This is a genomic window from Pseudooceanicola lipolyticus (assembly GCF_002786325.1).
GTDB classification, from domain to species: domain Bacteria; phylum Pseudomonadota; class Alphaproteobacteria; order Rhodobacterales; family Rhodobacteraceae; genus Pseudooceanicola_C; species Pseudooceanicola_C lipolyticus.
In genome coordinates, this window is sequence record NZ_PGTB01000022.1 from 1 (window position 1) to 13605 (window position 13605).

Annotated in this window: 14 protein-coding genes; 4 read left to right on the forward strand and 10 right to left on the reverse strand. The window is 65.9% G+C overall.

Going from position 1 to position 13605, the window contains the following annotated elements:
• On the forward strand, positions 1-1296 hold a 1296-nt coding region (locus CVM52_RS08590), incomplete at its 5' end, for an alpha/beta hydrolase (RefSeq protein WP_172720951.1).
• A gap of 208 nt (positions 1297-1504) precedes the next feature.
• Here CVM52_RS08590 and CVM52_RS08595 read toward each other — a convergent pair.
• The 3 genes from CVM52_RS08595 to CVM52_RS08605 all read right to left on the reverse strand — a co-directional run bounded on the left by CVM52_RS08595 (position 1505) and on the right by CVM52_RS08605 (position 6048).
• On the reverse strand, positions 1505-2443 hold the full coding sequence (locus tag CVM52_RS08595; RefSeq protein WP_100162102.1) for a hypothetical protein: 939 nt from the start codon (positions 2441-2443) through the stop codon (positions 1505-1507).
• 151 nt (positions 2444-2594) lie between these two features.
• Positions 2595-4991 carry a phenylalanine--tRNA ligase subunit beta gene (gene pheT / locus CVM52_RS08600; RefSeq protein ID WP_100162103.1) on the reverse strand — a complete coding sequence of 799 codons (2397 nt, stop codon included), beginning with the start codon at positions 4989-4991 and terminating at the stop codon, positions 2595-2597.
• A gap of 166 nt (positions 4992-5157) precedes the next feature.
• Positions 5158-6048, reverse strand: a complete 891-nt coding sequence (locus tag CVM52_RS08605; RefSeq protein WP_100162104.1) for a LysR family transcriptional regulator — start codon at positions 6046-6048, stop codon at positions 5158-5160.
• Positions 6049-6152: 104 nt separating this feature from the next.
• Between CVM52_RS08605 and CVM52_RS08610 the strand changes: the two genes are divergently transcribed.
• Entirely contained in the window at positions 6153-6650 is a 498-nt protein-coding gene (locus CVM52_RS08610; RefSeq protein ID WP_100162105.1) for a lactoylglutathione lyase family protein, read from the forward strand.
• 180 nt (positions 6651-6830) lie between these two features.
• Here CVM52_RS08610 and rplT read toward each other — a convergent pair whose 3' ends face one another.
• From rplT to pyk, 4 genes are all read right to left on the reverse strand, one after another.
• Entirely contained in the window at positions 6831-7196 is a 366-nt protein-coding gene (gene rplT / locus CVM52_RS08615; RefSeq protein WP_100162106.1) for a 50S ribosomal protein L20, read from the reverse strand.
• Between the two features lie 15 nt (positions 7197-7211).
• Positions 7212-7412, reverse strand: a complete 201-nt coding sequence (gene rpmI, locus CVM52_RS08620) for a 50S ribosomal protein L35 (protein ID WP_100162135.1) — start codon at positions 7410-7412, stop codon at positions 7212-7214.
• 147 nt (positions 7413-7559) lie between these two features.
• On the reverse strand, positions 7560-7784 hold the full coding sequence (locus CVM52_RS08625) for a hypothetical protein (protein ID WP_100162107.1): 225 nt from the start codon (positions 7782-7784) through the stop codon (positions 7560-7562).
• Between the two features lie 48 nt (positions 7785-7832).
• Complete coding sequence (pyk, locus tag CVM52_RS08630; protein WP_100162108.1) at positions 7833-9278, reverse strand: pyruvate kinase; 1446 nt, start codon at positions 9276-9278, stop codon at positions 7833-7835.
• 116 nt (positions 9279-9394) lie between these two features.
• Between pyk and CVM52_RS08635 the strand changes: the two genes are divergently transcribed.
• Together CVM52_RS08635 and CVM52_RS08640 are read left to right on the forward strand one after the other, a co-directional pair.
• Positions 9395-10132 carry an N-formylglutamate amidohydrolase gene (locus CVM52_RS08635; protein ID WP_100162109.1) on the forward strand — a complete coding sequence of 246 codons (738 nt, stop codon included), beginning with the start codon at positions 9395-9397 and terminating at the stop codon, positions 10130-10132.
• Positions 10133-10209: 77 nt separating this feature from the next.
• On the forward strand, positions 10210-10521 hold the full coding sequence (locus CVM52_RS08640) for a DUF1244 domain-containing protein (protein ID WP_100162110.1): 312 nt from the start codon (positions 10210-10212) through the stop codon (positions 10519-10521).
• On the opposite strand, the gene CVM52_RS08645 is transcribed toward CVM52_RS08640, so the two are convergent.
• The 3 genes from CVM52_RS08645 to dgcA all read right to left on the reverse strand — a co-directional run bounded on the left by CVM52_RS08645 (position 10518) and on the right by dgcA (position 13581).
• Positions 10518-11543, reverse strand: a complete 1026-nt coding sequence (locus tag CVM52_RS08645) for an alpha/beta fold hydrolase (RefSeq protein ID WP_100162111.1) — start codon at positions 11541-11543, stop codon at positions 10518-10520. The genes CVM52_RS08640 and CVM52_RS08645 overlap by 4 nt on opposite strands.
• A gap of 163 nt (positions 11544-11706) precedes the next feature.
• Positions 11707-12570, reverse strand: coding sequence for a D-amino-acid transaminase (locus CVM52_RS08650; RefSeq protein ID WP_100162112.1), 864 nt, complete (start codon positions 12568-12570; stop codon positions 11707-11709).
• Positions 12571-12615: 45 nt separating this feature from the next.
• A complete protein-coding gene (dgcA, locus tag CVM52_RS08655; protein ID WP_100162113.1) occupies positions 12616-13581 on the reverse strand; it encodes an N-acetyl-D-Glu racemase DgcA in 966 nt (321 codons plus the stop codon).
• Between the last annotated feature and the right edge of the window lie 24 nt (positions 13582-13605).

The window sequence follows — 13605 nt, forward strand, 5'->3', positions numbered from 1 at the left end:
GTGATCGCCGGCGATCTGGCCCGCCTGGCGCGCCTGTCCGACCTGCTGGGCGAGGCCGAAACCGCGCGTTCTTATCGCGACGCGGCCCAGGCGGCGCTGGCGGCGCCGGCCGACCCGGTGACGCGCGGTGACAATCCCGGCTTTCGCGAGGTCGATGTCTATTACGCCACCGACCGCGCCCGCAGCGGCGAGGATGACCCGAATACCTTTTACGGTGCCGACCGGGGCGCTTTGGAACTGGGCATCGCCACCGTCTCGATCCCCGAAACACACACCCCCGGCGTGGTCGAGGCGCCGTCGATCTGGCGGCTGGAATTCCGCGCCGACCCGGCCAAGCACGTGGTGCTGCAACGCATTACGCCGCTGGCGGAACAGGCGTTCTACAGCCGGCTGCAATCGGTGTTTGCCGATGCACCGGGCAAGGAAGCCTTTGTCTTCGTCCATGGCTATAACGTGCGCTTCGACCAGGCGGCGCGGCGGGCGGCGCAGATGGCCTATGACATGAATTACGACGGCGTGCCGATCCTCTATTCCTGGCCCTCGCGCGGCAGCACCGTGGGCTATGTCGCCGACACCGCGGTGGTGCGGCTGTCGGGCCGGCGGTTGAGCCGTTTCCTGGATGACCTGGTGGCGCGCTCGGGGGCGGAGACCATCCATATCGTCGCCCATTCCATGGGCAACCGGGCGCTGACCGATGCGCTGGAGCTGCTGGCGTTGCGCCACGGGCTGCAGCCGGGGGATGCGCCGGTATTTGGCCAGGTGATCTTTGCCGCGCCGGATGTGGATGCCGGCCTGTTCAAGGCGATGCTGCCGACGATCCGGCCGGTGGCGCGGCGGTTGACGCTGTACGCTTCGGAAGAAGACTGGGCGCTGACCGCCTCGCGCAAGCTGCATGGCGATATGCCGCGGGCCGGAATCGGCGGCGCCACCACGCTGAGCGATGCCCATATCGACAGCATCGACATGTCGGAACTGGGCGAGGACATGCTGTCGCACAGCTATTTCGCCGATGACAGCTCGGCGCTGGCCGACCTGATGACGCTGTTCTGGCGCAACGCCGCGCCACAGCACCGCTGCGGCCTGGAATCGCGGGCGGCGCTGGCCGGCGAGGTGCCGGTCTGGGCCTATCGCCGGGACACCTGCGCCGAACGCAGCCTGATCGGCGTGCTGGGCCATTTGAAACGCGAGGGCGTGCAGTCCGAAGAAGCCGCCCGCGCCGTGGTGCGCCGCACCGTGTCCGACCGCGATCTGGCGGCGCGGCTGGAACGGGTGGTAAGCGCGATGGTGGGCGATTGAGGCGGGATCGGCCATCGCAACACAGGGCAGGGCCCGACCGCGGGTGGGCGCAACTCCCTGTGAGGTCAGTGCTTTATCGTCGAGCCAAATCCTGGGGGGGTGCGGGTGATCGACGGTGAAGAAGCGCCCGCCCGGGGGGCGGTCGGGCGCTGCCCGGCGGCGCTGCGCGCCTTGTTCCGGGCAGGTTGCGCGGTCTCGAAGGCCAACTCTACTGCCGGATGTAATCCAGAAAGCGGTAATGCTGGATGTCATCGACGATATCGCGATACAGCCGGTCCCATTTGCGCCGCTCGGCCGCGTCGGCATGGTGCTGGCGGCGCTGTTCCGCGATCTTGCGCTGTACTTCCAGCACCCGTTTCTGCCAGTCGGGATTGGCGCGGAAACTGGCGGCGATCTGTTTCAGAACGGCGTGATCGGCCGCCTGCCGGGCGGTTGGCGCCCAGTCGAATTGCAGCGCATTGACCACGGTGTGCTGGCTGAGACTGCGCATGGTGGGGTCATGGAACTCGGTCTGGAACATGTACCAGGAAAATCCCATCCGCTCGATCACCGGGACGCCGTTCAGCGCATAGGTCATCTGCACGTCGAAGGCGTCGTGAAACACCTGGAAGCCCGGCTGCGACGGGCCCAGCACCTGGCTCAGGCTGGCCCTTAGCGCCGCGTTCGGCCTGCGCGCGATCACCTGCGTGCCGGGCGGCCGCTTTTGCAGAACCAGCGTGTTGAAGATCTGTTCGGGGTCGGTGATCTGCGCCACATGGCAGTTCGAGCCGCGGAACTGGGTGCGCAGCTTGTTGCGCTGGGCTTCGATCTCGGCGCGCATCAGCTGGGTCATATAGGGGTCGAGCCCGCCCATCGCCGTGTCCATCCACAGGATCTGGTGCCCCGGCATCACCCGCAGCCCGGTCAGCCCGTCGGGCGAACGCGCGGTCAGCACCAGCTCGTACAGCTCGTTGCCGCTGCAGGGCTTCTGCCACAGGATCTGACCCTCGGCCTGCCAGTCCCGCGGGATGTCCAGCGAATAGGCCACCAGCGGCTGGTCAAACCCGTGGCGGTCGACGATCTCGTAGGTTTTCATCTGCGCCGCGGCCGGTGCGGCGGTCAGCGCCGGCAGAATGGCGGTGCAAAGGGCGACGAGAGCCTGTTTCAATGCGGTGCCTCCGGCGCAGGCCACCGCGGCGGCAAACCCCGGGCGGCCACCGCGTGATGGCGCCAGCGATAGCACAGCTGCCGGATTGGATCAATTTTGCGCACCGCCCCGGGCCGCGCAGGGGCCGGGACGGCAACCGGACAGGCGCCGCCTAGCCGCGCAGCACGCCGCCGGTGGCCTTGGCGACCTTGTCGACGATCTTGCCGCTGATCGCCTCGATCTCGGCATCGGTCAGCGTCTTGTCGGCCGGCTGCAGCCGGACCGTCAGCGCCAGCGATTTCTTGCCCTCGCCCAGCGCGCCGCCGATGAACTCGTCGAAGACGCGCACATCCTCGATCAGCGCCTTGTCGGCGCCGGCCGCGGCATTGACCAGGGTCAGCGCCTCGACATCGGCATCGACCACGAAGGCGAAATCGCGTTCCACCGCCTGCAGGTCGCGCAGCTCCAGTGCCGAGCGGGTGGCCAGCGCCTTGCGCGCCGCCGGGATTTCCTCGGGCCAGAGGGTGAAGGCCACCGCCGGGCCCTTGACGTCCAGCGCGCGCAGCACCTTGGGGTGCAGCTCGCCGAACACGCCCAGCATCTTCTTGGGGCCGAGGCAGATGCGCCCGTGGCGGCCGGGATGCCACCAGTCGCTGGCGCCGCGCAGGATCTGCACCCTGGCCGGTGCGCCCATCGCGGCCAGCACCGCCTCGGCATCGGCCTTGGCGTCATACAGGTCGACCGGGCGCGCGGCGCCGTGCACGTCCTTGGGCCCGGTGCGGCCCACCAGCAGGCCGGTGACCAGCACATGTTCTTCCTGCGGCTCGCCGCCGTGGAAGGCGGGGCCGATCTCGAACAGGGCCAGGTCCATGAAACCGCGCGCCTGATTACGCGCCGCCGCCTGCAGCAGCCCCGGCAGCAGCGCCGGGCGCATGTGGCTCATTTCCGAGCTGATCGGGTTTTCCAGCATCGTCGCGTCATCGCCGCCGCCGAACAGCGCGGCGCTGGCCTGGTCGATGAAGGAATAGGACACGCATTCATTATAGCCCAGCGCGGCGCAGGTCCGCCGCGCCGCCTGTTCGCGGCGCTGGCCCGGCGTCATCACCGGGCGCGGCATGCCCTCGGTCAGGCGCGGCAGCGGCTTGCCTTCCAGCCTGGTCAGCGAGGCGATGCGCGCCACCTCTTCGACCAGGTCGGCCTCGCCCTGCACGTCGGGCCGCCAGCTGGGCACATGGGCCATGTTGCCCTCGAGCCGGAAGCCCAGCCGCGTCAGCGTCTGGCGCTGGTCGCTTTCGGGAATCTCCATGCCCACCAGGCTTTGCACCCGGGCGGGGTTCAGCCGATAGGCGCGGGAATGATCCGGCACCGCGCCCGCCACCACCACTTCGGAGGCCTCGCCGCCGCAAAGGTCGAGGATCATCTGCGTGGCCAGTTCCAGCCCCGGCAGGGTGAATTCCGGGTCGACGCCGCGCTCGAAACGATAGCGCGCATCGGAATTGATCTTCAGCGCGCGGCCGGCATGGGCGATCTGGATGAAATCCCAGAACGCGGATTCGACAAAGACATTGCGGGTCTCGGCGGTGACGCCGCTGTGTTCGCCGCCCATGATGCCGGCAATGCTCTCGGGGCCGTTCTGGTCCGAGATCACCATCATGCCCGGTTGCAGCGTGTAGGTTTTTTCATCCAGCGCCAGGATGGTCTCGCCGCCCTTGGCACGGTGTACCCGCAGCCCGCCCTGCATCTTGTCGGCATCGAACACATGCAGCGGGCGGTTGCGGTCGAAGGTGAAATAGTTGGTGATATCGACCAGCAGCGAGATCGGCCGCAGCCCGATGGCGCGCAGCAAATCCTGCAGCCATTGCGGCGAGGGGCCGTTGCGCACGTCGCGGATCAGCCGGCCGGCAAAGACCGGGCAGCCATCCAGCGTGTCGTCGTCGATGCTCACGCTGACCGGGCAGGGATATTCGCCCGGCACCGGCTCGATCGCGCGTTCCTTGAGCCTGCCCAGGCCGCGCGCCGCCAGATCGCGGGCAATGCCGGCAACGCCCAGCGCATCTGGCCGGTTGGGGGTGATCGCGATCTCGATCACCGGGTCGACCTTGGCCGGGTCGTTTTCGGCCAGCCAGTCGATGAAGCGGTCGCCGACCGCGCCGGACGGCAGCTCGATGATGCCGTCATGTTCCTCGCTCAGTTCCATTTCGCGCTCGGAACACATCATGCCGTGGCTTTCGATGCCGCGGATCTTGCCGACACCGATGGTGGTGTCGATGCCCGGCACGTAAACGCCGGGGCGGGCCACCACCACGGTGATGCCCTCGCGGGCATTGGGTGCGCCGCAGATGATCTGCAATTCGCCCTCGCCGGTGGCCACCTTGCAAACCCGCAGCCGGTCGGCATCGGGGTGCTGTTCGGCATGGGTGACATGACCCAGGGTGAAGTCCTTCAGCCTGTCGGCGGGGTTGAACACCTCTTCCACCTCCAGCCCCAGATCGGTCAGGGCCTCGGTGATCTCGTCGAGGCTGGCCTCGGTCTCCAGGTGGTCCTTGAGCCAGGACAGGGTGAATTTCATCTCTCTCGCCCCTTGCGCGGGTGGTCTTGGTTCCGCTGGCACATGGCAAAGATTGCGCCGGCGTGCAAGCCTTGGCGCAATTTGGTGGTGGAGGCCCGGCCCGGCACGCGCCGGAAAGGCGGCCGCGCAACGCGTGCCGATCCGCCCGGGCGCCGGGGCGCGGCGTTCACCTCAGCTGCCCGGCGGCCTCGATCGCCAGCGTGCGGGCATGGGCCAGGCGTGCCGATAACGGGCGTGCGCGGCGCGTGACGAGCCACAGGTCATGCCAACGGCGTTTCGGAAGTTGCACCACGCCAAGTTGCTCTTTGCGTGCAAACGCCTCGACACCGCTGCGTGGCAGAAGCGTATAGCCGATCCCCGCGGAGACCGGTGCGGGGATCTGTCCGATCTGGTTCACGTAGCCCCGGACGCGCATCCGGTCGGACCCGGGATAGGTGCCGGGAAAATTCAAGTTCAGCAGGTCGTCGGCATAGGCATAGCCATCGGGATGCGCGATGAAGCCGCGTGCCTCGAGTTCGGCGAATGTCACCGCCGCATCGGCCGCCGCTGCGGGCAGCACAAGGCACAATTCCTCGCGCCCGACCTTCTGCGCCTCCAGCCGCGCGTGATCGGGATCGGTGCCAAGCACCCCAAGATCGAACCGCCCCTCCAGCAGACCCGACAAGATGTCTGCCTGCGGCGCTGCCTTGAGATGCACGCCCAGTTCCGGCGCCGCGGCCATCCATTGCAATAGGATCGGGTAGAGCAGCATGGCGAAGCTGCCCGAACAGCCGATCCGCACTTCGCCGACATTCTGGTCGTCCGCCATGATCGCCTCGCGCAGACGCTTTTCTTCGGCTTGGCGCGACAGGCCGAGCGCGTAGAGCGCTTCGCCGGCCGGTGTGAGGGTGAAACTCTTGCCGTGCTGGCTGATCAGAGCTTGGCCGATCTGCTGTTCGAGCTTCCGCAGATGCTGGGACACGCCGGGTTGGGTCATATTCAACCGCTCGGCGGTGCGGGTGAAATGCCCGGTTTCACACAGCATGGTGAAGGTTTGGAGCCAGGTTGCGTTGAGCATCAGGTTGTTTGCGTCATGTTATGATTTTTATGATATTTGATAATTTCACGAACCGCCTTGCCCTGTCTACATCGGCGTTATTGCAACATTGCCGGAGACCCCAAATGAACCAGACCCCCCGCACCTTCTCGCATATCGGCCTGTCGGTGCCCGACCTCGACGCCGCGGTGAAATTCTATACCGACGTTCTTGGCTTTTATGTCGTGATGCAGCCCTCCGAGGCCATCGAGGACGACAGCGCCATCGGTGTCATGTGCACCGACGTGTTCGGCCCCGGATGGGGGTCGCTCAGGATCGCGCACCTGTCGACGGCGGACGGCATCGGCATCGAACTGTTCGAGTTTCCCGGCAACTATGCGCCGGAAAACAACCTTGAAAACAAGCGTCACGGCACCTTTCACTTTGCCGTGCAGGACCCCGATGTCGAAGGGCTGGTGCAGCGGATCGTCGCGGCCGGCGGCCGGCAGCGGATGCCGGTGCGCGAATACTTCCCCGACCAAAAGCCCTATCGCATGGTTTATGTCGAAGACCCGTTCGGGATTGTCTTCGAGGTCTACAGCCACGGCTACGAGTTGACTTATTCGGCCGGTGCCTATGCATGACCGGAAGGGCCGGACCGGTCATCTGTACCGGTCCGGCGCTTGAGACTGCTGCGCGGATGCGAAGAGCTCTCCGCGCAACATGCGACATCCCATTTTCTTTCCCACCGCGCGGGGAGCGGCAAACAAAAAACGCGCCGCCCCCGGGGCGACGCGTTTTCGGATTTTACCAGGGGCGCCGGCTTAGGCGGTCAGCGCACCCTTGGCCTGCTCGACAATTGCGCCGAAAGCGTCCGGCTCGTGCACGGCCAAGTCGGCCAGCACCTTGCGGTCCACCTCGATCCCGGCCAGCGTCAGGCCGTTGATGAAGCGGGAATAGGTCAGTGCTTCGTCATGCGCGCGCACGGCGGCGTTGATCCGCTGGATCCACAGGGCGCGGAAGTTGCGCTTGCGGTTCTTGCGGTCGCGGGTCGCGTATTGGTTGGCCTTGTCGACGGCCTGGGTTGCGACCTTGAAGGTGGTGCTGCGGCGGCCATAGTAACCTTTGGCGGCCTTCAGGACCTTCTTGTGACGGGCGTGGGTGACGGTTCCACCTTTGACTCGGGACATTTCTCAGGCCTCCTCTCAGCGGTCGTAGGGCATATAGCCCTTGACGATCTTGGCGTCGGGGGCACTCAGCGTGGTGGTGCCGCGTGCGTCGCGGATGAATTTCTTGGTGCGCTTGATCATGCCATGGCGTTTGCCGGCCTGCGCGCTGATGACCTTTCCGGTCGCTGAAACCTTGAAGCGCTTCTTAGCGCTCGACTTGGTCTTCATCTTGGGCATTTCCGTCTCCTTCATTCGGGTCGGTGTACGTGCGACTCGGCATGCCACATCGGCCGGTCGCGCGGATGAGAGGCGCCGTTTACGCAGAATACCCCGCCGTTGCAAGCGCGAAGTTGGGTGCGCCGGGATTGTCGGCAGCGTTTGTGCCTAGGGCAGGATCTCTCCAACCACCGTGTAGATCGCGGTGGGAATATCCTCCAGGCGGTAGCCGCCCGGCTTGGTCGTCGCGGCATAGAGGATCATCGCGCCGCCGATCAGGATGGTCATGATCGGCGCGCGCGGGGCGCGGCGATCGCTGAGCGCCGAAAGGATCGCCGGAATCGACAGGGTGATGACGATCAGCCCAAGTACCAGAAGCAGGTCAGGATTCATGCGTGCATCATGCCGCGATTACCGGCCAGGACCAAGACACCGCAACTTTTATCCTGGGTCGGTGTTGTAGATCAGACGCTCGTCACAGGGTGCCACCCGCAAGATGTTGGTGGTGCCGGGGACGTTGAACGGCACGCCTGCGGTCACCACGATCTGGTCTTCCTCGGTGGCAAAGCCGCCGGCGCGGGCGACACGCGCGGCATTGACCACCGCCATCTTGAAGCGGTCCAGCTTTTCGACGATCACGCAATTGCAGCCCCAGCTGAGCGCCAGGCGCCGCGCGGTGCCCATTTCCGAGGTCAGCGCGATGATCGGCACACCGGGCCGTTCACGCGCCACCAGAAGGGCGGTGGTGCCGCTTTGCGTAAAACAGCAGATCACCTTGATATCCGTGGTCTCGGCGATTTCGCGCGCCGCCGCGACGATTGCATCGGCCACACCGGATTGCCGGCCACCGCGCGAGGCGGCGATGATCTGCATATAGTTGGGGTCGTTTTCGACCTCGGCCGCGACCTTGTCCATCGTGGTCACCGCCTCGATCGGGTATTGCCCGGCCGCCGATTCCGCCGACAGCATGATCGCATCGGTGCCTTCGTAAATCGCGGTGGCGACATCCGACACCTCGGCGCGGGTGGGCATCGGGCTTTCGATCATCGATTCCAGCATCTGGGTCGCCACGATCACCGGCTTGGCCGCGGCCCGGCATTTCCGGGTCAGCCGCTTCTGGATCGGCGGCACCGCCTGCACCGGCAGTTCCACGCCCAAATCACCGCGCGCCACCATGATGCCGTCGGACACCTCGAGGATGGCGTCGAAATTTTCCACCGCCGCGGGTTTTTCGATTTTCGACAGGATCGCCGCGCGGTCCTTGGCCAGATCGCGCGCTTCCTCGACATCGCTGGGCCGCTGGACGAAGGACAGCGCCAGCCAGTCGACGCCCAGCGCGCAGGCGAATTCCAGGTCGCCGCGGTCCTTCTTGCTGAGCGCGGCCAGCGGCAACACCACATCGGGCACGTTCACCCCCTTGCGGTTGGAAATCACGCCGCCGGTGACCACCGTGCAATTGGCGAAGTCGGGCCCGCAGTCCTTCACCTTCAGCCGGATCTTGCCGTCATTGACCAGCAGATGCGCGCCGGGGGTCAGCGCGGCGAAAATCTCGGGATGGGGCAGGCAGACGCGGCTGCGGTCGCCCTTGTCCTTGTCCAGGTCCAACCGGAACGGCGCGCCTTCCTCCAGGGTTTCCTCGCCATATTCGAAGGTGCCGACCCTCAGCTTGGGGCCTTGCAGGTCGGCCAGAATGGCAATCGGGCTTTCCAGGTCTTTTTCGACCTGCCGGATGATCGCATGTTTGGCCCTGATCTCGTCATGTGTGCCGTGACTCATGTTCAGGCGGAACACATCAGCGCCGGCTTCGTGCAGCGCGCGGATGGTGTCATAAGTGTCCGATGACGGACCAAGGGTTGCAACGATTTTCACGTTGCGCAGGCGTCTCATGCTCCGGCAATCCTCAAATCAGCTTCTGTTAACGCAAACATTCCAGTTCCGGTTATGGCCCAATTCCCATTTGCGGGCAACTGGCCTAGATCATCGGGCAACAATCGAACAGGCACATGACATATCAACCCTTCTACATTCATGGCGAAGATCGGCCCGGCCGCTGGCTGATCACCTGCGATCACGCGACCAATACGGTGCCGCCCGATGTGAATGGCGGCGACCTGGGCCTGCCGCGCGAGGATATGGAACGCCATATCGCCTATGACGTCGGCGCCTATGGGCTGGCGCAGCACTTGGGTCAATTGCTCGACTCTCCGGTGATTGCCTCCAACTTCTCGCGGCTGGTCATCGACCCGAACCGGGGCGAGGACGATCCAACCGTGCTGATGAAACTCTATGACGGGACGATCATTCCGGCAAACCGCTATGCCGACCCGGCCGAGCGGGAACGGCGGCTTGCACAATATTACCGCCCCTACCACGATCAGCTGGCGCGCATGGCGGCGCTGCCGCATGCGGTGATCGTGTCGGTGCATTCCTTCACCCGGCAACTGCGCGGCCGTGACCCGCGGCCCTGGCATGTCGGCGTCCTGCATGCCGCCGATACCCGGCTGTCCGATCCGCTGTTGCGGCTGCTGCAGGCGGAGCCCGACTTGGTCGTCGGCCAGAATCAGCCCTATGGTGGCCATCTGCCCGGCGACGCGATCGACCGTCATGCCAGCGCGTTTGGCCGCCCCAACGTGCTGATTGAGCTGCGCAACGACCTGATCGCCGATCACCACCTGCAACACGCCTGGGCGGCGCGGCTGGCGCCGATCCTGACCCGGGCGCTGGACCTCACCGGGCTTTGACACCGGGCCGGGGCCAAAAGCGGTCGATCCGTTGCGCCCCCGGCGCTAAATGACAGCACAGAGCACAGGAGACCGCCATGGACCGCCAGACCGAAATCGAACTGGAAGCCGCCGCCTTTCGCCGGTTGAAAAAGCACCTGATGGAAGATCGGGTGGATGTGCAGAATATCGACCTGATGAACCTGGCCGGGTTCTGCCGCAACTGCCTGAGCCGCTGGTACCAGGAGGCCGCCAATGAACGCGGCATCGAGATGAGCAAGGAAGACGGGCGCACCGCGTTTTACGGCATGCCCTATGATGAATGGAAAACCCGTCACCAGGCCGAGGCGACGCCCGAGCAGAAAGCGGCGTTCGACACGTCCTTTCGCGAGAATGTCGAAAAGCGCTAGGCTTCGCCGCCGGTGTACGGCATGTCGGCCGGGGGCTCGGCCGGGGGCTCGGCTGCGGGCGCCGGCGGTTTGGCCCGTTCGGCGATGCGCCGGATGAAATTGGCGCAATCCTCGGGGGCGGTGATCGGCAACATATGCCCGCGCCCCTCCAGTTCGTCATACGACAGGCCATAGCGCATCATCGAGCGCCCGTGCAGGTCGGCGCTTAGCACCTTGTCTTCGGTGCCGTAGAGAATGCCGCCCTTCACCTTCAGCTTGTCATAGCGCACCACCTGTTTCGGCATCGCGCCTTCCAGCATGACCAGATCGGACGATCCGGTGATAAACGCCTTGGGCCGCAGGCCCAGCGCCGCGCCGGCGCGGGTCATGAAATCAGCGGCCGGCGATTCCGGGGCAAAGGCATGGGCCAGCACCTGCGCGGCGCTGGCCTTGGCCGCCGGCACGGCGATGGTATGGCCGATCAGCCGCCGCATGAAAGGCGAGCGGATCTCAAGCCCCTTGAAGATCGGGTCGACCTTGTCCTGCATCTGGGTGGCGGGCGCGATCAGGGCGATGGCGGCGGTCTTGTCCGGCCGGTCCAGCGCGATGGCCAGGGTCACCGCGCCGCCCAGCGAATGGCCCGCGATCACCGGCTTTTCGATTCCCAGATTGTCCAGGAATTCGCCGATCATCCGCGCCTGTTCGGGCAAGGCGGCCAATTCGTCGCGGTCCCGCCGGGAATAACCGCAGCCGGGCCGGTCGATCACGATCACCCGGAACTCTTCGCTCAGCAAGGGGGCGACCGCATAGGTGAAATGTTGCAGCTGCGCCGAGATCCCATGGATCAGCACCACCGGCGGCGCATCGGGCTTGCCGTATTCGACATAATGGATCGCGCCGCCCTCGACCGGCACCACCTGGCCCGCCTGCGGCACGGTGGCTTCGGCCTCACGGGCGAGCGACCGGGTTCTGAGAAACAGCCAGCCAAACAGCAGGGCCAAGGCGAGAAGCAGAACCAGCAACAGGGTCAGAACGATGGACATGGCGCGCGTTACACTCTCTTTCGGAGAAACCGGATACTACGGTTAACGCATAGGCGGTGCCCGGCCATGCCGCAAGCGGCGCGCCGGCGATCCGGCGCGCTCAGGTGAGCGCAAGCAACACCGGGTCCGCCTGCTGGGCTCGGCGGACGGTCGGGTCACGCCGTCAGATCGCGGTCTTGCGGCTTTCGTCCAGATAGATTTCCCGCAGGCGGCGCGCCACGCGGCCGGGGGTGCCATCGCCCAGGGCGACGCCGTCGATCTCGACCACCGGCATCACGAAGGACGAGGCCGAGGTGACCAGCGCCTCGTCCGCTTCCTTGGCCTCGTCGATGGTAAAGTTGCGCTCTTCCACTTCCATCTGCGCCTCGCGGGCAAAACGCAGAACGGCGGCGCGGGTGATGCCGTGCAGGATGTCGTTGGACAGCTGCCGGGTGATGATCTTGCCGCCCTTGACGATATAGGCATTGTTCGAGCTGCCCTCGGTCACATAGCCGTCTTCGACCATCCAGGCATCGTCGGCGCCGGCCTTCTTGGCCATCATCTTGGCCATCGACGGGTAAAGCAGCTGTACCGTCTTGATGTCGCGCCGGTGCCAGCGGATGTCGGGCACCGAAATCACCTTGATCCCCGCCCGGGCCTGCGGGCTGTCGGCCAGGCCGGGCTTGTTCTGGGTGAACAGCACGATGGTCGAGGGCGTGGTTGCGGGATCGGGGAAGGCAAAGTCACGGTCGCCCGGCGCGCCGCGGGTGATCTGAAGATAGACCAGCCCATCGACGATGCCGTTTTTCTCCACCAGCGCGCGGTGAATTTCCAGCAGTTCCTCGGTGGTGGCCGGTGCCGCCATGTCCAGCTCGGTCAGGCTGCGTTCCAGCCGCGCGGCGTGGCCGCCGAAATCCAGCAGCTTGCCATCCAGCACGCTGGTCACCTCATAGACGCCATCCGCCATCAGGAAGCCGCGGTCGAAGATCGAGATCTTCGCCTCTTCCTCCGGCAGGTAGTCTCCGTTCACATAGACAATCCGGCTCATCTTACGTCCCCAGTTCTTATTTTCGTGCCCATCGCCGCTTGGGCCTCAGCCCCAAAGCGCCGCCTCGGGCGGGTGCACCCCGGCCGCGTCATAGTGCAACGGCGTGGCGCGGTCTTCGGCCAGAAGCAGCGGCCCGTCAAGATCCACAACCGCCGCGCCCTGCGCCACCAGCACCGCGGGCGCCATCGCCAGCGAGGACCCCACCATGCAGCCGACCATGATCTCATAGCCCTCGGCCCGCGCCGCATCGCGCAGGGCCAGCGCCTCGGTCAGGCCGCCGGTTTTGTCCAGCTTGATGTTGACCATGTCATATTTGCCCTTCAGTCCCGGCAGGCTGTTGCGGTCATGGCAGGATTCGTCGGCGCAAACCGGCAGCGGCCGCTCGATCTCGGCCAGCATGCCATCGTCGCTGGCGGGCAGCGGCTGTTCCACCATCGCCACGCCCAGCCGCACAAGATGCGGCGCCAGTTCGGCATAGACCTCGGCGGTCCAGCCTTCATTGGCATCGACGATGATCTTGGCCCCCGGCGCGCCTTCGCGCACCGCCTCCAGCCGCGCCATGTCATCCGGGGTGCCCAGCTTGATCTTCAGCAGCGGGCGCTGGGCGTTTTTCGCCGCATCCGCACGCATTGCCTCGGGCGTGCCCAGCGACAGGGTAAAGGCGGTGATTTCCGGGCCAGGGGCGGCCAGGCCGGCCAGTTGCCAGGCGGGTTTGCCGGCGCGCTTGGCCTCCAGATCCCACAGGGCGCAATCCACCGCGTTGCGCGCCGCGCCCGCCGGCAGCAGCTCGGCCAGCGCGGCGCGGCTCAGATCGGCGGGCAGCGCGGCGATCTGGTCGGCGACCGAATCGAGCGTTTCGCCATAGCGCGCATAGGGCACGCATTCGCCCTGGCCCTGAACATCGCCGTCGCGCAGCGTGACCGTCAGCACCTGCGCCTCGGTCCGTGATCCGCGCGAAATGGTGAAGACCTGCGCCAGCTTGAATGTGTCGCGTGTTAGCTCGATCTGCATCGCCCTGCCTTTCCTCTTGCCGTC